This window comes from Neisseria sp. HMSC067H09 (assembly GCF_001814135.1).
In the GTDB taxonomy this organism is placed as follows: Bacteria; Pseudomonadota; Gammaproteobacteria; order Burkholderiales; family Neisseriaceae; genus Neisseria.
This window is the reverse complement of record NZ_KV814881.1, coordinates 1-17664: the sequence shown is the minus strand read 5'-3', so window position 1 is coordinate 17664 and position 17664 is coordinate 1. Positions and strand designations below refer to the sequence as shown.

18 protein-coding genes and 1 pseudogene are annotated in these 17664 nt (G+C 48.9%); 9 read left to right on the top strand and 10 right to left on the bottom strand.

What is annotated here, in order from left to right; genetic code table 11:
• Positions 1-32: 32 nt before the first annotated feature.
• The 6 genes from HMPREF2954_RS03480 to HMPREF2954_RS03455 all read right to left on the bottom strand — a co-directional run bounded on the left by HMPREF2954_RS03480 (position 33) and on the right by HMPREF2954_RS03455 (position 5691).
• Positions 33-1940: an ATP-binding cassette domain-containing protein gene (locus tag HMPREF2954_RS03480; RefSeq protein WP_045072833.1), complete on the bottom strand. Its 1908-nt coding sequence runs from the start codon at positions 1938-1940 to the stop codon at positions 33-35.
• A 119-nt stretch (positions 1941-2059) separates the two neighbouring features.
• Entirely contained in the window at positions 2060-2545 is a 486-nt protein-coding gene (gene purE, locus HMPREF2954_RS03475; RefSeq protein ID WP_045072832.1) for a 5-(carboxyamino)imidazole ribonucleotide mutase, read from the bottom strand.
• Between the two features lie 79 nt (positions 2546-2624).
• Positions 2625-3359: a tetratricopeptide repeat protein gene (locus HMPREF2954_RS03470; RefSeq protein WP_045072831.1), complete on the bottom strand. Its 735-nt coding sequence runs from the start codon at positions 3357-3359 to the stop codon at positions 2625-2627.
• Positions 3360-3363: 4 nt separating this feature from the next.
• On the bottom strand, positions 3364-4032 hold the full coding sequence (locus HMPREF2954_RS03465; RefSeq protein ID WP_045072830.1) for a class I SAM-dependent methyltransferase: 669 nt from the start codon (positions 4030-4032) through the stop codon (positions 3364-3366).
• Positions 4033-4042: 10 nt separating this feature from the next.
• Positions 4043-4228, bottom strand: coding sequence for a DUF3460 family protein (locus HMPREF2954_RS03460; protein WP_003743254.1), 186 nt, complete (start codon positions 4226-4228; stop codon positions 4043-4045).
• Between the two features lie 134 nt (positions 4229-4362).
• Positions 4363-5691, bottom strand: a complete 1329-nt coding sequence (locus HMPREF2954_RS03455) for an anaerobic C4-dicarboxylate transporter family protein (protein WP_045072834.1) — start codon at positions 5689-5691, stop codon at positions 4363-4365.
• Between the two features lie 331 nt (positions 5692-6022).
• Here HMPREF2954_RS03455 and HMPREF2954_RS03450 point away from each other — a divergent pair, with 331 nt between their 5' ends.
• The 4 genes from HMPREF2954_RS03450 to ubiE all read left to right on the top strand — a co-directional run bounded on the left by HMPREF2954_RS03450 (position 6023) and on the right by ubiE (position 9054).
• Positions 6023-7309 carry a CAP domain-containing protein gene (locus tag HMPREF2954_RS03450; protein WP_045072829.1) on the top strand — a complete coding sequence of 429 codons (1287 nt, stop codon included), beginning with the start codon at positions 6023-6025 and terminating at the stop codon, positions 7307-7309.
• Between the two features lie 128 nt (positions 7310-7437).
• On the top strand, positions 7438-7671 hold the full coding sequence (locus HMPREF2954_RS03445; protein WP_039856046.1) for a hypothetical protein: 234 nt from the start codon (positions 7438-7440) through the stop codon (positions 7669-7671).
• Positions 7668-8108: a gamma-butyrobetaine hydroxylase family protein gene (locus tag HMPREF2954_RS03440; RefSeq protein ID WP_045072827.1), complete on the top strand. Its 441-nt coding sequence runs from the start codon at positions 7668-7670 to the stop codon at positions 8106-8108. The genes HMPREF2954_RS03445 and HMPREF2954_RS03440 overlap by 4 nt, the downstream gene beginning before the upstream one ends.
• 208 nt (positions 8109-8316) lie before the next feature.
• Complete coding sequence (gene ubiE, locus HMPREF2954_RS03430; protein ID WP_045072825.1) at positions 8317-9054, top strand: bifunctional demethylmenaquinone methyltransferase/2-methoxy-6-polyprenyl-1,4-benzoquinol methylase UbiE; 738 nt, start codon at positions 8317-8319, stop codon at positions 9052-9054.
• Between the two features lie 73 nt (positions 9055-9127).
• Here ubiE and rep read toward each other — a convergent pair whose 3' ends face one another.
• From rep to ygfZ, 3 genes and pseudogenes are all read right to left on the bottom strand, one after another.
• Entirely contained in the window at positions 9128-11128 is a 2001-nt protein-coding gene (rep, locus tag HMPREF2954_RS03425) for a DNA helicase Rep (protein WP_045072824.1), read from the bottom strand.
• A 30-nt stretch (positions 11129-11158) separates the two neighbouring features.
• Positions 11159-11271: pseudogene (locus HMPREF2954_RS12870) on the bottom strand (IS5/IS1182 family transposase); the annotation flags it as partial.
• A 92-nt stretch (positions 11272-11363) separates the two neighbouring features.
• Entirely contained in the window at positions 11364-12221 is an 858-nt protein-coding gene (gene ygfZ / locus HMPREF2954_RS03420) for a CAF17-like 4Fe-4S cluster assembly/insertion protein YgfZ (RefSeq protein ID WP_045072823.1), read from the bottom strand.
• A 120-nt stretch (positions 12222-12341) separates the two neighbouring features.
• Between ygfZ and HMPREF2954_RS03415 the strand changes: the two genes are divergently transcribed.
• The 3 genes from HMPREF2954_RS03415 (at position 12342) to recR (ending at position 15009) form a co-directional block, all read left to right on the top strand.
• Positions 12342-12695, top strand: a complete 354-nt coding sequence (locus HMPREF2954_RS03415; RefSeq protein ID WP_045072822.1) for an ArsC family reductase — start codon at positions 12342-12344, stop codon at positions 12693-12695.
• A gap of 81 nt (positions 12696-12776) precedes the next feature.
• A complete protein-coding gene (locus HMPREF2954_RS03410; RefSeq protein WP_045072821.1) occupies positions 12777-14312 on the top strand; it encodes a SurA N-terminal domain-containing protein in 1536 nt (511 codons plus the stop codon).
• 76 nt (positions 14313-14388) lie between these two features.
• Positions 14389-15009 carry a recombination mediator RecR gene (recR, locus tag HMPREF2954_RS03405; RefSeq protein WP_045072820.1) on the top strand — a complete coding sequence of 207 codons (621 nt, stop codon included), beginning with the start codon at positions 14389-14391 and terminating at the stop codon, positions 15007-15009.
• 92 nt (positions 15010-15101) lie between these two features.
• On the opposite strand, the gene HMPREF2954_RS03400 is transcribed toward recR, so the two are convergent.
• A complete protein-coding gene (locus HMPREF2954_RS03400) occupies positions 15102-15386 on the bottom strand; it encodes a hypothetical protein (protein ID WP_016687900.1) in 285 nt (94 codons plus the stop codon).
• Positions 15387-15599: 213 nt separating this feature from the next.
• Between HMPREF2954_RS03400 and HMPREF2954_RS03395 the strand changes: the two genes are divergently transcribed.
• Positions 15600-16850, top strand: a complete 1251-nt coding sequence (locus HMPREF2954_RS03395; protein WP_045072819.1) for a lipoprotein-releasing ABC transporter permease subunit — start codon at positions 15600-15602, stop codon at positions 16848-16850.
• Positions 16843-17529 carry a lipoprotein-releasing ABC transporter ATP-binding protein LolD gene (gene lolD / locus HMPREF2954_RS03390; RefSeq protein WP_045072818.1) on the top strand — a complete coding sequence of 229 codons (687 nt, stop codon included), beginning with the start codon at positions 16843-16845 and terminating at the stop codon, positions 17527-17529. Before HMPREF2954_RS03395 ends, lolD begins: the two co-directional genes overlap by 8 nt.
• Positions 17530-17664 lie beyond the last annotated feature (135 nt).

The following is a 17664-nucleotide window of genomic DNA, read 5'->3' as shown; positions in this document are numbered from 1 at the left end:
GTTGTCGGGGGAAAAGGAATTTTGCAAAGGTCTCAGATTGCCTCACCGTTCTGCTTAGCCTCCAGAAGCTCCCAGCGTTCCAATTTTTCCAAGAGCAGTGTTTCGATTTCTTCGGCACGGTTTTGCAATGCGCCGGCTTTTTCGTAATCTTTGAAAATTTCAGGATCGGAAAGTTGCGCGTTGATTTCCGCCTGTTCGGTTTCCAAGGTGGCGATTTCGTCGGGCAGGGCGTCGAGTTCGCGCTGTTCTTTGTAGGAAAGTTTGACCGTGCGGTTGGCTTTGGGTTTGACTTTTTCCGGTTCTGCGGTTGTTTTCGGCGCGGAGGTCGTCTGAATTTTCTCTTCGCGTGATTTTGCGTCAATGTAGTCCTGATAACCGCCGATGTATTCTTTCAGACGGCCTTGTCCTTCGAAAACAATGCTTTGGGTAATGACATTGTCGAGGAACATACGGTCGTGCGAGACGAGAAATACCGTGCCTTGGTAATCGCGCAGCAAGTCTTCGAGCAGCTCTTGGGTGTCGATGTCCAAATCGTTGGTCGGTTCGTCCAAGACTAGGATATTGGCAGAGCGGGTGAAGAGTTTTGCCAGCAGGAGGCGGTTGCGTTCGCCGCCGGAGAGCGATGAGACGGGGCTTTGCGCGCGGGCAGGGGGGAACAGGAAATCTTCCAGATAGCTCATGACGTGTTTTTTCTTGCCGCCGACTTCGACGTAATCGTTGCCTTGGCCGAGCGTGTAAAACACGGTGTCGTTTTCGTTCAGCGCGCTGCGGAATTGGTCGAAATAGGCGACTTCCTGCTTGCTGCCGATGCGGATTCTGCCGTAGGTCGGCTGCAATTCGCCCAGAATCAGCTTGAGAAAGGTGGTTTTGCCGATGCCGTTGGGGCCGATTAAGCCGATTTTGTCGCCGCGCTGCAAGATGGAGGAGAATTTGTCCATGATGACTTTGTCGCCGTATGCAAACGAGGCATGTTCCAGTTCGGCAATGATTTTGCCGCTTTTCTCGCCGCTGTCGAGTTTGAAGTTGACCTGTCCCTGCACGTTGCGGCGTTCGGCGCGCTGGCGGCGCAGTTCTTCCAAACGGCGCACGCGGCCTTCATTACGGGTACGGCGCGCTTCGATGCCTTTGCGTATCCACGCTTCTTCCTGCGCATGGAATTTGTCGAAGAGGCGGTTGTGTTCCGCTTCAACCGCCAATTCCTGCGCTTTTTTCTCGCTGTATTTGGAGAACGAGCCGGGATAGGAGCGCAGAATGCCGCGGTCGAGTTCGACAATGCGCGTGGCGATGTTGTCCAGAAAACGGCGGTCGTGGGTAATCACAACCAGGCTGCCTTCAAACGCTTTGAGCAGGTTTTCCAGCCAGATAATCGCGTCGATGTCCAAGTGGTTGGTCGGTTCGTCCAGCAGCAATACGTCGGGCTTCTGCACCCAAGCCTGCGCCAAGGCAACGCGCTTTTTCTGCCCGCCGGAGAGGTTGCCGATTTTTTCATTTTCCGGCAAACCGAGTTCGCCCAAAGTCTGCTTCACCGCCGCATCCAGCTTCCAACCGTCCTTCGCTTCGATTTCAAGCTGCAATTCGTTGAGTTCTTTCAATAAAACGTCGTCTGAATTGTGTTCCAAATCATGGCTGACGCGGTAGTAACGGCGCAGTAGGTCGCGGATTTCGCCCAAGCCTTCGGCGACGGTGTCGAATACGGTGGCTTCCTTATCAAAAAACGATTCCTGCGGCACATAAACGATTTTGAGGTTGTTTTGAACGATAATCTGCCCGTCGTCGAGTTTCTGCACGCCGGCGAGGATTTTCAGAAACGAAGACTTACCCGCGCCGTTGCGGCCGATTAAGCCGATTTTTTCGCCGCTGTCGAGTTGGAAGGAAGTTTTGTCGAGCAGGGCGACATGGCCGACGGCAAAGGAAGCGTTTTCTACGGATAAGATGTTCATAAGGCAGATTGAGAAAGATGAAAGGGTATGGATTTTAAACGATTTTGAAGGTTTCTTTGAAATCAGGCAAAAAGGTCGTCTGAAAAACGAAAATCCGTTTTCAGACGACCTTTTTTATATCAGGCTTCGGGCAGTTCCATGTCTAAAACGGTTTGCTCCTGCTTGGCGCGGAAATCGGTAAGTTTTTGCGCCAGCTTGAGATCTTCGTTGGCAAGCAGCGAGATAGCGAACAGGGCGGCGTTGGCGGCTCCTGCTTCGCCGATGGCAAAAGTGGCAACGGGAACGCCTTTGGGCATTTGCACGATGGAGAGCAGGGAGTCTTCGCCTCGCAGGTATTTGCTGGGTACGGGAACGCCCAATACGGGGACGGTGGTTTTGGCGGCAACCATGCCGGGCAGGTGTGCCGCGCCGCCCGCACCGGCGATGATGGCTTTGATGCCGCGTTCGCGGGCGGTTTCAGCGTATTCGAACATTAAATCGGGGGTGCGGTGTGCGGACACGACGCGGGCTTCGTATTCGACGCCGAACTCTTTGAGAAACTGCGCTGCCTGCTGCATGACGGGCCAGTCGCTGTTGCTACCCATGATGATGCCGATTTTGGCCATATTTACTCCTAATTGTATAAAACATTATTCAATGAATGATTTCAGACGACCTTCGAATAGGGGGAGGTCGTCTGAAAAGTTATCGTTGCTTGATACTGATAGCGGCGCGTTTGGCGGCTTCGCTACCGGGATAGCTCTGTATTAGCTTGCGCCATGTGTTGCGGGCGATGTCTTTCTGTTGCAGTTTGTATTGGCATTGTCCGATGCTGAAAAGCGCGTCGGGGGCTTGCGGGCTGTTGCGGAAGCGGTTGGCGTAGCGGCCGCCGATTTCGATGACAGATTCGCAATTGCCTATGCGCTGTTGGCTTTGCAGCAGCAGATACATATTGCGGCGCGCAATATCGCTGCCGTTACCGCCGTCGGCTTCCTTCAGAATGGCTGCCGCCGCCCGATAATTCCCGCTGCGGTAGTATTTGGATGCACGCTCGTAAAGACGGGTTTCGTTTAGGGTAAGCGAATCTGTTTCGGTCGGCGCGGTACCGCCGTTCTCCAGATAATGTTTTTTGAGCTTCTGGTCGTCCAAGCGTTGAGACACGGTTTTCTTAGCAGGACGGGAGTGGATTTTGTTTTGCTGCTCGATTTGCTGCAAACGAAGGTTTACCGCCTCCATTTCCCGCTCGATGCGTGCAACCTGTACGCCCAAATGGTCGATTTGTGTCTGTTCGTCGAGCTTGGGATAGGGGATGGATACTTTCTGCGGGCTATCGGGAATATCCGGCAGCGAAAAAGTGTCGTCTGAAGTCGGGGATGAAACGGAAGTACAGGCGGCGGTAAAGGCAATGGGAAGCAGTCGGATAAGCAGGTTTGTTTTCATCGGTTTATTTTTTCAATAGAAGGGTCAATCCGTCGCCGACGGGTAGGGTAATGGGAACGATACGTTCATCTTCGGGCAGGCTGCGGTTGAATGTTTGCAGTATTTTCAAGCTGGGCGGGGAGTGTTCGTCGCCCTCATGCAAGACCCGGCCGTTCAGCAAAACATTGTCGATGGCGATAATGCCGCCCTTACGCACAAGCTTCAGGCAACGTTCGAAATATTGCGGGGTAGGGGGCTTATCCGCATCTATCAGGGCCAGGTCGTAACTTTCCGCTTCGCCTTGCGCTATCAGGTCGTCCAAAGTCAAAAGGGCGGGTTGCAGGTACAGCGAAATTTTGTGTTCCACTCCTGCCGCCCGCCAAGTTTCGCGCGCTATGTCGGTAAATGTTACGTTGATGTCGCAGGCGGTAACTTTGCCATGCTCGGGCAATGCAAGCGCGACGGCGGTGCTGCTGTATCCTGTAAACACGCCGATTTCCAAATATTTTTCGACACGGATAAGCTGCGCCAACCAAGAAAGTAGGGTGGCTTGTTCGCGGGCGATAGCCATATTGCCCAATCGGTGGGAAAGCATGCGCTCGCGCAATGCGGCAAGGACGGGATGCTCCGCCTGTCCGATGGTATTGAGGTAGTCCTGTAGTCCGGCAGGTGTGTTGGATGTGCGGACGGTCATTTCGGCACGATCAGTCTTGATAGTATGTATAGGGTTTTTTAGCGACTTTGGCAGCCTCAAACTCTGCCTGCTCTTGCGGATTTAATTCGACATCCCAAAGCAGGTGGCGGTTTTCGAGGCGTTGCGTTTCCAGTTGCGGATTGTCTTCGATAAGTTTGTCGAGAAACTGGGTGGCTTCGGATTTGTAGTGGTACATTTTTGTACGCTCCGTGGGAATAGGGTCGTAAAAGACGGGTTTTGTTATGCGGTGATATTATAGCGGATAATCCTAATGCAAAGGTCGTCTGAAAACCTATTTTGTGTTTTCAGACGACCTTTTTTCAGACGACCTTAAAAGAAGTAATTCGCCAGCAGCAAACCGAATGCCAAGCTAAACGCCATGCTCAAGAGGCCGGGAATCATGAAGCTGTGGTTGAAAATGAATCTGCCGATTTTGGTCGAACCCGTGCTGTCAAAATCAATCGCCGCGATAATCGGGCCGTAGTTCGGAATGAAGAAATAGCCGTTCACCGCGACAAACGTACCGATGATAATCGGAGCGGGAATGCCCAGCGAAATACCGATGGGAAACAGCGTTGCGACGGTTGCCCCTTGGCTGTTGACCAAGACGGACAAAACGAACAGGGCAAACGCAAAAGTCCACGGTGCGGTTTCGACCAGATGCGATACGGTTTCTTTGACTTCGGCCAGATGACCGTGCATCAGCGTGTCGCCCAGCCATGCCACGCCGAATACGGCGATAACGGCACGCATCCCCGCATGGAACACCGAGCCTTTGGTAATCGCGTTACCATCCGGTTTACACAGCAGGATAATTAGCGCGGCAGCAGAAAGCATGACGATTTCGATGGCGTGCGCCATGCCCATCAGTTTCGGGCCTTCTTCCGTTTGGAAGGTCGGGCGCAACTCCGGTACGGCACCCATGACCACTACCAGCAATGCAGCGGCAAGGAAAATCCCGACCGAAAGTTTCGCCTCTTTGCTGACGGGCGCGTTGGAAACTTCAGTCGAATCTTTTTCGTTGGCTTCTATATATTCCGGGTCTCTCAGCAACGCCTGATAATGCGGGTCATCTTTCAATTCTTTACCGAGCTTGTTGACGAATATACAGGCAAGGCCGATACCTAAAATAGTTGAAGGAACAGTCACTTTCAGCACATCGGCCATCGTGATGTGCTGCGGCTCAAGGTAAGTCACGCAGGCGACGACCGCGGCCGCAATCGGGCTGGCAACAATGGCGAATTGCGACGCGATGACCGCCATCGTCAACGGGCGGGAAGGACGGATGCCGTTGCGGCGGCTGACTTCGGCAATGACGGGCAATACCGAATAAGCGACGTGTCCCGTGCCTGCCAGTACGGTAAACAGATAAGTCACCATAGGCGCGATGAAGGTGATGTATTTCGGATTGCGGTGTAAAACGCGGGTGGCGATTTTAATCATGTAGTCCAAGCCGCCGCTTGCCTGCATCGATGCGGCAGCGGAAACGACCGCCATAATCATCAGCATCACGTCAATCGGCGGACTGGTCGGCTCAAGATGGAAACCGAAGGCCAAAACTGCCAGCCCGATACCGCCGAGTACGCCCAAGCCGATACCGCCGACCTGCGCGCCGATTAAGATACACACCAGTACGATGGCGAACTGGATAAAAAACATTGTGGACATGAAAACTCCGTAATTTGAGGATATAAAGCAAATATCAGCTTCAGGCTAGTCACACCAATACCGATGGAGCAAATATTCAATATTTTCAACAGACAAAAAAGAGGATGAAGTCATTTGCCTATAAAATACAAAAACTTCATCTTTTAATATGGTAGGAATTATAAATCAGGCAGATTCGCTTAACAATATTTTACTGTAATAAAAATACATTTATTTCACTTGACCAGCGCTTTTCAGACGACGTTTACGGATATTATGCTGTATGATTCGCCAAGTTCTTTCATCATTACGTTAAACTCATTTCACTCTATAAAATGACAATATGAAATACATCTTCATCTGGCTGGTAATATTAGCAGGCGCGCTTGGTCTGTTTTATTACCAGCAAAATCGCTATTTCTTTTCAGACAACCTTATCTACCCTCAAGCCGGTCAAGACCGTTCGTCCGTAGAATCTTTAAGCGGTTTGGGTTACCTTAATTTTTTGCGTGCCGCTGCCGGTTTGAATTCTCTGTCGAATTCCCCGGTATTGGAACGGTCAGCCCGAAGGCACGCCAAATATCTGCTGATCAATCCTGAAGACAGCCATGACGAAAAACATCGAAACAATCAATTTTACACAGGGTACAAGCCCTCTGACCGCGCCCGCAAGGCCGGCTATTATTTCGATGGGGTTCATGAAAACATAAGCACGGGCGAGTACCGCCATCAGGATGGATTTAAAAACACACTTGTCCTGCACGAGCAAACCGATGCCCTGATGACAGCCATTTACCACCGTTTTTCTTTGCTTGATCAAAATATTGACGAAGCGGGAGTAGCTGTTGAGCATGGCAACGGAAAAACCGCCGTCGTCTTCAATCAGGGCAACCGGGAATTCAATCATTGGTGTTCGTTAGGGCGATCTTATCCGGAAGCAGGTCGCCGTTTCTATAAAAATTCTTGTTTCAATGGCTCTATCGTTTACGCCGACGAAATTAAAAATCAAACAAAATTAGCGTATATCGCTTATCCGAAGGGAAATTTTGCCGCGCCGGATTTTTACGGAGAACATCCCGATCCCATGCCCGGTTATGAATTTACCGGAAATCCCGTCAGCATTGCATTTTCAGACGACGGGGGAGAAGTCAAGATGCTGTCGTTCAAACTTTATCAAGGCAAAAACGAAATCGACAAAACCAAAATTTTGGATAAATACACAGACCCAAACGGACAGTTGACCGACAAACAATTCGCGCTTTTCCCGCTATCGCCGCTCGAATACGACACTGCCTACCACGCCGTATTCGAATACAGTCAAAACGGTAAGAAACAGAAAGCAGAATGGACATTCAAAACCAAAAAGCCCGATTATCCTTATTTTGTCCTCAAGGGCGGAGAAAAGCTTGCCGTCAAACCGGATAACATTTATTTCATCCATTGGAAAAACCACTGGTGCCTTCGAGAATGCGAGAAAATCACATTCCGTCCGCGGGGTGATGCAAAGCTTGAGGTTTTGGAACGCAAACCCGGTGGCTTCCTCGTGCGCCTCAAAGGAAAAACCGGCACAGCCGTGCGCCTAATGCCGAATGAAGAAACAGAAAAAGCAGTTGTCCTGTTTATCGAGTAAGCCAGATAAAGCAAAAGCCAAAAGGTCGTCTGAAACAGGCGTTTTCGTTTCAGACGACCTTTTATCGAAATTAGCCTGCAAAACTGATAGAATGACCCGACTTCAAGTTCAGCAACCCTTGCGCAGCCATGAGCCGTCATCACAAAATCAATGCCAATACCCGCTATGCCTTCATTTCTATCGCTTTAATGGTTTCGGCGTTTTTAATATTTGCAGGACTGATGATGTTGCCTTTGGGCTTAAACGGACAGATGAGGATAAATCTGATACGCCTGTCCCTTTATTCAATTTTGCTGTTTGCTGCGGCCGGGGGCGTTTTTTCCATCAGAGTTGCGTGGCTGCGTAAAAAATCCGGAGTATGACTGTGAACGAAAACAACCTTATTCCGACGGAAATCCGTCTGTCGAAAGACCGAGCATTGCTGACGCTGCGTTACGATGCCGATGAAAAACCACTTTCCGCAGAGTTTTTGCGTGTTTATTCGCCCAGTGCGGAAGTGCGCGGACACGGCGTAGGGCAGGAGGTTTTACAAACCGGAAAGGCAAGCGTTACCGTTACTGATTTGGAGCCGGTCGGTAATTATGCCTTGAAAATCACTTTTTCAGACGGCCACAACAGCGGCCTGTACGACTGGGCCTATCTGCACAAACTGGCACACGATCACGACGCACTTTGGACGGACTACCTGCGCCGTATGGAGCTGGCTGGTGCGTCCCGTATCCCTTCTCCTGACGATTTGAATACCGAATCGAAATCCGGCCATATCTGTGGCAGCGGAGGTTGTGGCGGAAGACATTGACGAAAAGGTCGTCTGAAAAGATGGAACTGAAATTTTTAGGTACCGGAGCGGGCTATACACAACGTTACCTGTTTCAACAGCCGCTCGTTTTTAAGATGGGACAGGCGAAAAATATATTTCCTGCGTCGAAAATGATTGGCGATTTCTTCGACGTATTCAATATCTGAATTCATATTATTTTAATTTTAAATTTCAAAAGGCAGGCAACATGAGCAACCACAAAACCCATTTTGGTTTCAGTACCGTAGATGAGAACGAAAAAGCAGGCAAAGTAGCCGAAGTATTCCATTCGGTAGCGAAAAACTATGACATTATGAACGATGTGATGTCCGGCGGCCTGCACCGTGTTTGGAAGCATTTCACCATTAATACCGCACGCTTGAAAAAAGGAGACAAAGTATTGGATATTGCCGGCGGTACGGGCGATTTGTCTCGCGGCTGGGCCAAACGCGTGGGTAAAGAGGGCGAAGTTTGGCTGACCGATATCAATTCTTCGATGCTGACCGTCGGACGCGACCGACTGCTCAACGAAGGCCTGATTCTGCCCGTGTCGCTGGCTGATGCGGAAAAGCTGCCATTCCCCGATAACTATTTCAATCTGGTTTCTGTCGCCTTCGGTCTGCGCAACATGACGCACAAAGATGCCGCGCTGAAAGAGATGTACCGCGTGTTGAAACCGGGCGGCACGCTGCTGGTATTGGAGTTTTCCAAAGTCTACAAACCACTGGAAGGGGTGTACGACCTGTATTCCTTCAAGCTGCTACCGGTCATGGGCAAACTGATTGCGAAAGATGCCGACAGCTATCAATATCTCGCCGAATCCATCCGTATGCATCCCGATCAAGAAACTTTGAAACAGATGATGCTGGACGCGGGGTTCGACAGTGTGGATTATCATAATATGAGCGCGGGTATCGTGGCGCTGCACAAAGGCGTAAAGTTCTAAGATAGGAATATTGCAAAGGTCGTCTGAAACCGGATCTAGTTTCAGACGACCTTTTACTTGTCCATTTTTTGTTTCAGCCCTTCCCTTTTGCCGCCAACATATCCAACATCCCTGCCAGATGACTTCTGCCCTCTTCCTTGCTCACAATCGGCTCGCCGCCTTTGCGTCCTAAAATCTTGATGTCTTCCTGCGGCATTTCGTCTATGAAGCGGCTGGGTTCGGGGAACTGCCATGTGCCTTGTTTTTTGCGTTTGACGCAGTGGGTCAGCGTTAGCTGGCGTTTGGCGCGGGTGATACCGACGTACATCAGGCGGCGTTCTTCTTCGACGTTGTCTTCTTCGATGCTGTCGTTGTGCGGCAGGATGCCCTCTTCGCAGCCGACAAGGAAGACGTAGGGGTATTCCAAGCCTTTGGAGGCGTGCAGGGTCGAGAGTTTGATGGCATCGACTTCTTCTTCGTTTTTGCCTTCCAAGAGCGTCATTAGGGCAACGGTTTGGGCGAGTTCGATGATGTTTTTGCCGTCTTGCTCGCCTTTGCGCTCTAGCCAGCCTGTCAGGTCGCTGACGTTGCGCCATTTGATTTCGCCGGCTTTACCCTCTTCGCTGGCAAGCAGGTGGTTTTCGTAGTCGATTTCTTTGAGCAGGCTGTTGATGAGTTCGCCCGCTTCACTGGTTTCGGCTTTGGCGCGGTAGCTGCCGAACATATCCATAAAGGCTTGCAGGTGTTGGCGGTTGGTGTTGTTCAGTAACGCGAGGGCTTCTCTGGTTTGCGCGGCTTCATACAGGCTGCATTCGTGTTCGTGCGCGTAGGTATTGAGTTTACCCAGCGTTACATCACCGATGCCGCGTTTGGGCGTGGTAACGGCGCGCAGGAAAGCGGGATCGTCGTTGGGATTGGTAAGCAGGCGCAAGTAGGACAAAACGTCTTTGATTTCGGCTTTGTCGAAAAAGCTTTGTCCGCCGGAGAGTTGGTAGGGAACGCGCGCGCTGCGCAAGGCTTCTTCAAAAATCCGCGCCTGATGGTTGCCGCGGTATAACACGGCGAAATCGGCGTATTGGGTTTTGTCGCCGCCGACCAGCTTCTGCTTGACGATTTGGCTGACAACCCAGTCGGCTTCGTGTTGCTCGTTTTGGCAGGCAACGACTTTGACGATTTCGCCTTCGCCGAACTGCGACCAAAGTTTTTTGGTGAACAGCTTGGGGTTGTTTTCAATAACTTTATTGGCGATTTTGAGAATCCGCGCGGTGGAGCGGTAGTTCTGCTCCAGTTTGATAACTTTCATCTGCGGATAGTCTTCCTGCATTTTACGCAGGTTTTCCATGTTTGCGCCGCGCCATGCGTAGATGGACTGGTCGTCGTCGCCGACGGCGGTAAACATGCCTTCCGCGCCGGTCAAGAGTTTCATCAGGGTGAATTGGCAGGTGTTGGTGTCCTGACATTCGTCAACCAACAGATAACGCAGCCGCCGCTGCCATTTGTTGCGCACTTCACTGTTTTGCTGCAACAGTACGGCAGGCAGGCGAATTAAGTCGTCGAAGTCCACCGCCTGATAGCTTTGCAAGGTTTCCTGATAGCTCGCATACGCGCGCGCGATTTGTTCTTCCCATGCGTTGGAGGTCGTCTGAAGTACGTCTTCGGGCGTTTTCAAATCGTTTTTCCACAGGGAAATTTGGTGCTGCGCTTTGAATAAGGCTTCTTTTCCCGTACCGCCCAAAAGTTCGCCGATGATTTTCGCGCTGTCGGTGGAATCAAGGATGGAAAAGTTTTTTTTGTAACCGATATGGTTAGCCTCTTCGCGCAGAATCTTCATGCCCAAAGAGTGGAACGTGCAAATCGTCAGCCCGCGCGTTTGCGACTTGGGCAGCATTTTGGCGACACGCTCCTGCATTTCCGTGGCGGCTTTGTTGGTGAAGGTAATCGCGGCGACGGTATGCGGCAGATAGCCGACATTGACAATCAAATGCTTGATTTTTTGCGTAATCACGCCGGTTTTGCCGCTGCCGGCGCCGGCGAGCACGAGCAGAGGCCCGCCGAGGTATTTGACGGCGGCTTGCTGTTGGGGGTTGAGTTTCATGGGGAAAGAGTAGGGGAGTGTGTGAGGAAGAATTATATATAGTGGATTAACTTTAAACCAGTACGGCGTTGCCTCGCCTTGCCGTACTATCTGTATGTCTGCGGCTTCGTCGCCTTGTCCTGATTTAAATTTAATCCACTATAACAGCCGTCGAAACGGGATGTAAGGAGGAGACAAAAGGTCGTCTGAAACCTTATTCCGAAAGATTTCAGACGACCATGTTATGTTGGACAGGCTATTCTTCAGAAACGGAAAAGAAAAGCTTTTCCTGTTTCAATACGTTGCCGTCTGCATCCGTAAGAGGGGATTGCGCTGCGGCAAACTTGATGACGGCAAGGCTTAAGCTGCCATTTTCAGTTAGCGCAGTGTTGATGATTTGTCCGGCTTCCGCACCTTCGGAAACCACGCCTACACCTGCTGCTTCCAATGAATCTCCGCTCAATACCGCCAGCCCGCGTTTTACTTGGCCTCGATATTGGGCGCGCGCAATAATTTCCTGACCGGGATAGCAGCCTTTTTTGAAATGTACGCCGCCGATGATGTGTTGGTTGAGCATTTGCGCAACGGCGGTTTCTTTGGTCGCAGCAGAAATCCATGGATAGCCGCTGAGGATTTCGTGCAGATTCCACGCATTTTCGGCTTGGGCATCATATTCGGGCAGCTGCGCCGCCTCACCGATTTTCAGACGACCTTTATGGGGCAGGGGAATGGTATATACACCGTTTTCCAGCGATGCCTCGAAAGAAAGGCTGGGTGAGTCGGGCGGGGTAGCATGGCAGCTTTCATCGAGCATGCCTGCAACGGCAAAATCGGGTAGGGGGGTAAATTCAACTTTGGCGCGCAATACGAACATACGCAGCCGTTTCACAATCGATTCAGCCAAATCCGCTGCCATAACCAGCAATAAATCTTCCCCTCTGTTTAATACAACCATATTCGCCAAAACACGTCCCTTAGGTGTGTTGTAAGTCGCGTAGCAGGAATGATTTACAGTTAAGTGATTAATATCATTGGATAGTTGGCCATGGAGAAATGAAGCGCGATCTTCTCCGCCGACACGGATGACGCTGAAAAAAGGTAAACGGCTTTGCATAGGGAATCCTTCTATAACCTGTTTCCCGATTAAGGGATTGCGGACAGGTATTCTAGCTTATTTCACTTGGGGAATGTAGTAAAATGAGAGCTTACCAAGCATCAACAAGAAAGAAACAGCATGATCGAATTATATGGAATCACAAATTGCGACACTGTTAAAAAGGCACGCAACTGGTTGGCTGAAAATAATATTGTGTACGAATTTTCCGATTTTAAGAAAAACGCCCCGAGCGAGGCAGTTATCCGCCAATGGCTGGAACAGGTTTCTTTAGAAATCCTGCTCAACAAACGTGGTACGACATGGCGCAAACTTGACGATGCCGACCGTCAAGCTGCCGAAAATAGTCCGGACGGGGCGGTCCGACTGATGGCGAAAAATCCAAGTTTGATCAAACGTCCGGTTTTGCGTAAAGAGGGCAGGGTTTACGTCGGATTTTCTGTCGAAAACTATCAGAAGATTTTTTCGGAATAAAACGTCGTCTGAAAGATGCGGAATCCTTGAAAAAACGCTACAATGCGCGTTTGCCATTAACCATTACGCCCTCAAACCAATATGTTCCATACCGTTGAAAAATATAAAACTCCCGCCCAAATCCTACTGGGTCTGATCGCGCTGACCTTTGTCGGCTTTGGTGTCGAAACTGCGAGAAACTCCGGCTCCGACTATATCGTCAAGGTCGGTGGCGAAAAAATAAGCGATCACACCTTGAATAATGCCGTACAGGCGGATCAGGCCGCAGGCGGCGGGCAAAGCCGCGAAGCCATATTTAGCGGGCTGGTTCAGCGTGCCTACCTGAAAGAGGGCGCAAAGATGATGGGCATAGATGTGTCTATGGATCAGGTTAAGCAGGCTATTGTCGATGATCCGGCATTTCATGATGCCAACGGTAAATTCAGTCAGGCATTGTTTACGCAATATCTGAGCCAACGCCGTATGTCCGAAGACCAATTTATTGATGATTTGCGCGAGCAGTTTGCCTTGCAAAATTTGATTAACTTGGTTCAAAACGGGGCAATTATCAGCGATTCTCAGGCAGAGCAGCTGATTAAGCTGACTCAGTCAAACCGTACCATCCGTTCATTTACATTCAGACCGGAAACATTTGCGGCACAAATCAAAACGGATGATGCCACTTTGCAACGTTATTATGAATCGCATAAAAAAGATTATCTGATTCCCCAAGCCGTGAAGCTTGAATACGTTGCCCTTAATGCAGCTCATTTGGCGGAGAAACAAAGCGTCAGTGCGGATGAAGTCAAAAAAGCATTCGACGAAGAAGTTGCCGCATTGCCACAAAATGCCCCCAAGCCTGAGTTCGATAAAGAAAAAGCACGCATTGAGGCTGCTTTGAAACTTAAAAAAGCCTCCGCCGATTTTAATGCCGCCAAAGAAAAACTCGCTGAAGAAGCGTTTAATCATCCGAATTCCTTAGATGAGGCGGCGAAAAAACTAGGTTTGAAAATCGAAACTTCCGATCAATGGCTGACGCAGGCCGATGCCAAAGCGGCAGGTATGCCCGATGCGTTGACTAGCGCGGCATTCAGCGAAGATGTCTTGAAGAAAAAACACAATTCAGACATTATCAATATTTACAACAATACCTTTTGGGTCGTTCGCGCCAAAGAAGTCCGTGAAGAAAAAACAGCCGGATTTACCGAAGCGAGAGATAAAGTTCAGGCTTCCTATGTCCGTAGCGAATCGGTAAAACTTGCCGAGAAGAAAGCGCAAGAAACTTTGGCGGACTTGAAAGCAGGAAAGAACGTAGATTTACAATGGTCGCCCGTTGAGCAGTTGTCAGCACAGGACGCTCGAAAATCCATGCCGCCCGAAGCCTACAACGAATTGATCAAAGCCCGCCCTGCGAATGGCAAACCGGCTTTTGCTTTGTTGGAAGGGCTGCCTTCACCGGTTATTATGGAAGTTCAAAGCATTGCTGCACCGGAAAATGTTTCTGCACAAATTCCCGCTGCCAAACAGGCTTTGGTACAAAACCAATCTGCCAATATATTCAGCCGGTTGCTGCAATATCTGAGTAAGCAGATTGAGCAGGTTCTGGGTTCGCAAAAACTGGATAATTCTGCCGAATAAAACGGCACATTTTAAGCAAACGGTCGGATATTCCCGACCGTTTCGTTTACAAATCCCTCAAAGGTCGTCTGAAAAAATGAGTAAATCACCCGATGCGTTGACACGCCTGATTAACGCTTTGAAAGTTCTGCCCAATGTCGGTCCCAAGTCTGCACAAAGGATGGCACATCAACTTTTGCAGCATAAACGGCAGGAAGCCCAAAATTTGGTTGAGGCTTTGCAATACGCTTTGTTGCAGGTTCAGCATTGCCGGATGTGCAACAATTTTTGCGAAAGTGATTTATGTGAGATTTGTTCGGATGCCAACCGTGATCCCTGCAGGCTGATGATAGTACATATGCCTGCCGATGTTTCCAATATGGAAACCGCCAATTGCCATGACGGACTTTATTTCGTTTTAATGGGACAGGTCAGTCCTACACAAGGTATGGATATTTCTCATATTTCTTTAGACAAACTGGTTGCACGCCTACAAAACAGCAAAGTTGAAGAAATCATTATTGCAACCAACTTTACCGCCGAAGGTGATGCGACGGCCTATGTGTTGGCAGAACTATTCAAACCTTTGCCCTATAAAGTCAGCCGCCTTGCGCGAGGCATTCCTTTAGGAGGAGAGCTTGAATACGTCGATGCTGGTACTTTGGCACAGGCAGTATATGAACGGCGTATGTTGAAAACCGATTCGATGGAAGAGTAGGGCAATCAACGCTAACAATGACAAAGGTCGTCTGAAAATGTTCAGACGACCTTTGTTATGAAAAAATGATGTAACGAAATCAATCGGATAAATTATTTACAGCTTACACCTTGAATTTGCGGAGACGAACCGCTGCCGACTTTAAATGTACAGGTTGTCGCGCTGTTGCCGGATACGGTAACAATCCCGCTACCCGCATTCAGGCTGACAGGCTCTTTAACACCCATCCCGACTGCAGTCGCAGCCAGTTTTTGGACGTCTGCATCAGAGTAAGATGTGTTATTTGAACTAATTTTGATTTCTTTTGCGTATGAATTGGCACTCAAAGCCAAGCCGGCAGCAATGATGGGCAAAACCAAAATTTTACTGATTTTCATGAGGTTGTTTCCTTTTTTAATATCGGTAGTGTGTACCGTTTGCTCAGAATAAGGCCATATGACGGATTATGCAAGCCTCAGGGCGAAATTTACGGTACTTGGCAATTTGACCGTCGGCATTTACATACGGATGTCGGCTTATCGGAATGACTCGGACTAGGGCGGTATTTTACGGTACAATATCCGATTTTCAACATACACTGGAGCATTCGGATGGTTTCTTTGGAAACATGGATCGGACTTCGCTATCTCAGGGCGAAAAAACGCAATGGATTCATGTCGTTTATCACCATGATTTCAATTATCGGTATTGCATTAGGCGTTACCGCGCTGATTACCGTACTGTCTGTAATGAACGGTTTTCAAAAGGAAATCAGGGGGCAGTTACTGAATGTCGCCCCTCATGCTGAAATCGGTTATTACGATAATGGCAATGGGTTAGGATGGCAAAATCTTCGTGAAATCGTCAAAGATAAAAAAGAAGTATTGGCAAGCGCGCCTTACATATCCGATCAAGCCTTACTTGCCAATGCGGGGGAAGTTAGAGGGGTTCAAATCCGCGGTATCTTACCATCCGAAGAAAAGAATGTTGTAGATTATGGAAAAGATATGCCTGCGGGTAGTTTCGACAGTCTGAAACCCGGTAACTTCGATATTATTTTAGGAGAAGGCCTGGCTCAAGCTTTAGGCGCGGAAGTCGGAGGAAAAGTTACCGTTATCACCCCTGAGGGCAATGTTACCCCCGCAGGCGTCGTACCTCGTCTGAAACAGTTCAACGTCGTAGGCTTAGTCAAAACAGGCGTATATGAAGTAGACAATTCCCTGGCGATGACGCATATCCAAGATGCCCAAGTATTGTATAGATTGGGTGAAAATTTTGGCGGGCTGCGCCTGAAACTGGCTGACCCGCAAAATGCTCCCTCGTTTACTGCAAATTTAATCCCGCCTTCCAAAAAAGATTCAATTTGGGTTAGAGACTGGACATTCAATAACCGCAGCTACTTTGAAGCAGTAGAGTTGGAAAAACGCATGATGTTCATCATCCTGACGTTGATTATCGCCGTTGCAGCCTTCAATTTGGTATCGTCCTTAGTGATGGCGGTAACGGAGAAACAAGCCGATATTGCCATTTTGCGCACATTGGGTCTTGCTCCATCAGGAGTTATGAAAATTTTCATGGTGCAAGGGGCTTTTGCAGGCTTTTTTGGAACGCTTATCGGCGTGGTATGCGGCGTATTACTGGGTTGGAACGTCGGAAAAATCGTTGCATTCTTTGAAAAAATTTTCGGCGTCCACCTTATCAACTCACAAATCTATTTTATCGACTATTTGCCCAGCGACGTCAATATGCGGGATGTGGCGGTTATTTCCTGTATTTCTTTAGGATTGGCATTCCTTGCCACACTTTATCCAAGTTGGCGTGCAGCCAAAACACAACCGGCGGAGGCCTTACGATATGAATAACAATATAGTATTGAAATGCACAAATATCGGAAAAAGTTACCGGGACGGCTCATTAAATGTACAAGTATTGAGAAACCTGAATCTTGAAGTAAAAGAAGGAGAAGGTATCAGTATTATCGGTTCGTCAGGTAGCGGTAAATCAACCCTTTTACATATTTTAGGCGGCTTGGATAAACCATCAGAGGGGAAAATTACCTTGATGAATCAAGACATAAGCGATATGTCTCAGAGACAACTGGGAGAATTGCGCAATAATTATCTGGGTTTTGTTTACCAATTCCATCATCTCTTACCTGAATTTTCTGCACTTGAAAACGTAATGATGCCGCTTTTAATCGGCAAAAAAAACAAAGCGGAAGCAGAAACGCAAGCTGCCGATATGCTTGAAAAAGTTGGATTGAAACAAAGGATATTACATCGTCCAAGCGAACTGTCAGGAGGTGAAAGACAGCGCGCCGCTATCGCAAGAGCCTTGGTTACACGCCCCAAATGCCTTCTGGCTGATGAACCGACGGGTAATTTAGATAGAAAAAATGCCCAAAACATTTTGGACATGATGATGGATCTGAAAACAGAATTAAATACGAGCCTGATTGTTGTTACTCACGATGATGAGCTTGCGGTACGGTTTGAAAGGGTAATGACCATGCAGGATGGTAGATTGCAGGATAAATATTAATATCTTGAAGCTATGATATCCGGTTTCATACACCTTTCATGAAAGGTAAAACAACTTTAAAGTGGCTTTTTATTTTGTTCGAAATTTATACAGTTAAGAAGAAAAAGGTCGTCTGAAAAATTGAACTGGCCCCCA

Coding starts and splice junctions, on each gene's coding strand:
- ygfZ (WP_045072823.1), bottom strand. CDS start 12,221: ATGCAAAGCCGTTTACCTTTTTTCAGCGTCATCCGTGTCGGCGGAGAA.
- HMPREF2954_RS03450 (WP_045072829.1), top strand. CDS start 6,023: ATGAAATACATCTTCATCTGGCTGGTAATATTAGCAGGCGCGCTTGGT.
- lolD (WP_045072818.1), top strand. CDS start 16,843: ATGAATAACAATATAGTATTGAAATGCACAAATATCGGAAAAAGTTAC.
- HMPREF2954_RS03480 (WP_045072833.1), bottom strand. CDS start 1,940: ATGAACATCTTATCCGTAGAAAACGCTTCCTTTGCCGTCGGCCATGTC.
- recR (WP_045072820.1), top strand. CDS start 14,389: ATGAGTAAATCACCCGATGCGTTGACACGCCTGATTAACGCTTTGAAA.
- HMPREF2954_RS03470 (WP_045072831.1), bottom strand. CDS start 3,359: ATGAAAACAAACCTGCTTATCCGACTGCTTCCCATTGCCTTTACCGCC.
- HMPREF2954_RS03415 (WP_045072822.1), top strand. CDS start 12,342: ATGATCGAATTATATGGAATCACAAATTGCGACACTGTTAAAAAGGCA.
- HMPREF2954_RS03455 (WP_045072834.1), bottom strand. CDS start 5,691: ATGTTTTTTATCCAGTTCGCCATCGTACTGGTGTGTATCTTAATCGGC.
- purE (WP_045072832.1), bottom strand. CDS start 2,545: ATGGCCAAAATCGGCATCATCATGGGTAGCAACAGCGACTGGCCCGTC.
- rep (WP_045072824.1), bottom strand. CDS start 11,128: ATGAAACTCAACCCCCAACAGCAAGCCGCCGTCAAATACCTCGGCGGG.
- ubiE (WP_045072825.1), top strand. CDS start 8,317: ATGAGCAACCACAAAACCCATTTTGGTTTCAGTACCGTAGATGAGAAC.
- HMPREF2954_RS03465 (WP_045072830.1), bottom strand. CDS start 4,032: ATGACCGTCCGCACATCCAACACACCTGCCGGACTACAGGACTACCTC.
- HMPREF2954_RS03410 (WP_045072821.1), top strand. CDS start 12,777: ATGTTCCATACCGTTGAAAAATATAAAACTCCCGCCCAAATCCTACTG.
- HMPREF2954_RS03440 (WP_045072827.1), top strand. CDS start 7,668: ATGACTGTGAACGAAAACAACCTTATTCCGACGGAAATCCGTCTGTCG.
- HMPREF2954_RS03460 (WP_003743254.1), bottom strand. CDS start 4,228: ATGTACCACTACAAATCCGAAGCCACCCAGTTTCTCGACAAACTTATC.
- HMPREF2954_RS03400 (WP_016687900.1), bottom strand. CDS start 15,386: ATGAAAATCAGTAAAATTTTGGTTTTGCCCATCATTGCTGCCGGCTTG.
- HMPREF2954_RS03445 (WP_039856046.1), top strand. CDS start 7,438: ATGAGCCGTCATCACAAAATCAATGCCAATACCCGCTATGCCTTCATT.
- HMPREF2954_RS03395 (WP_045072819.1), top strand. CDS start 15,600: ATGGTTTCTTTGGAAACATGGATCGGACTTCGCTATCTCAGGGCGAAA.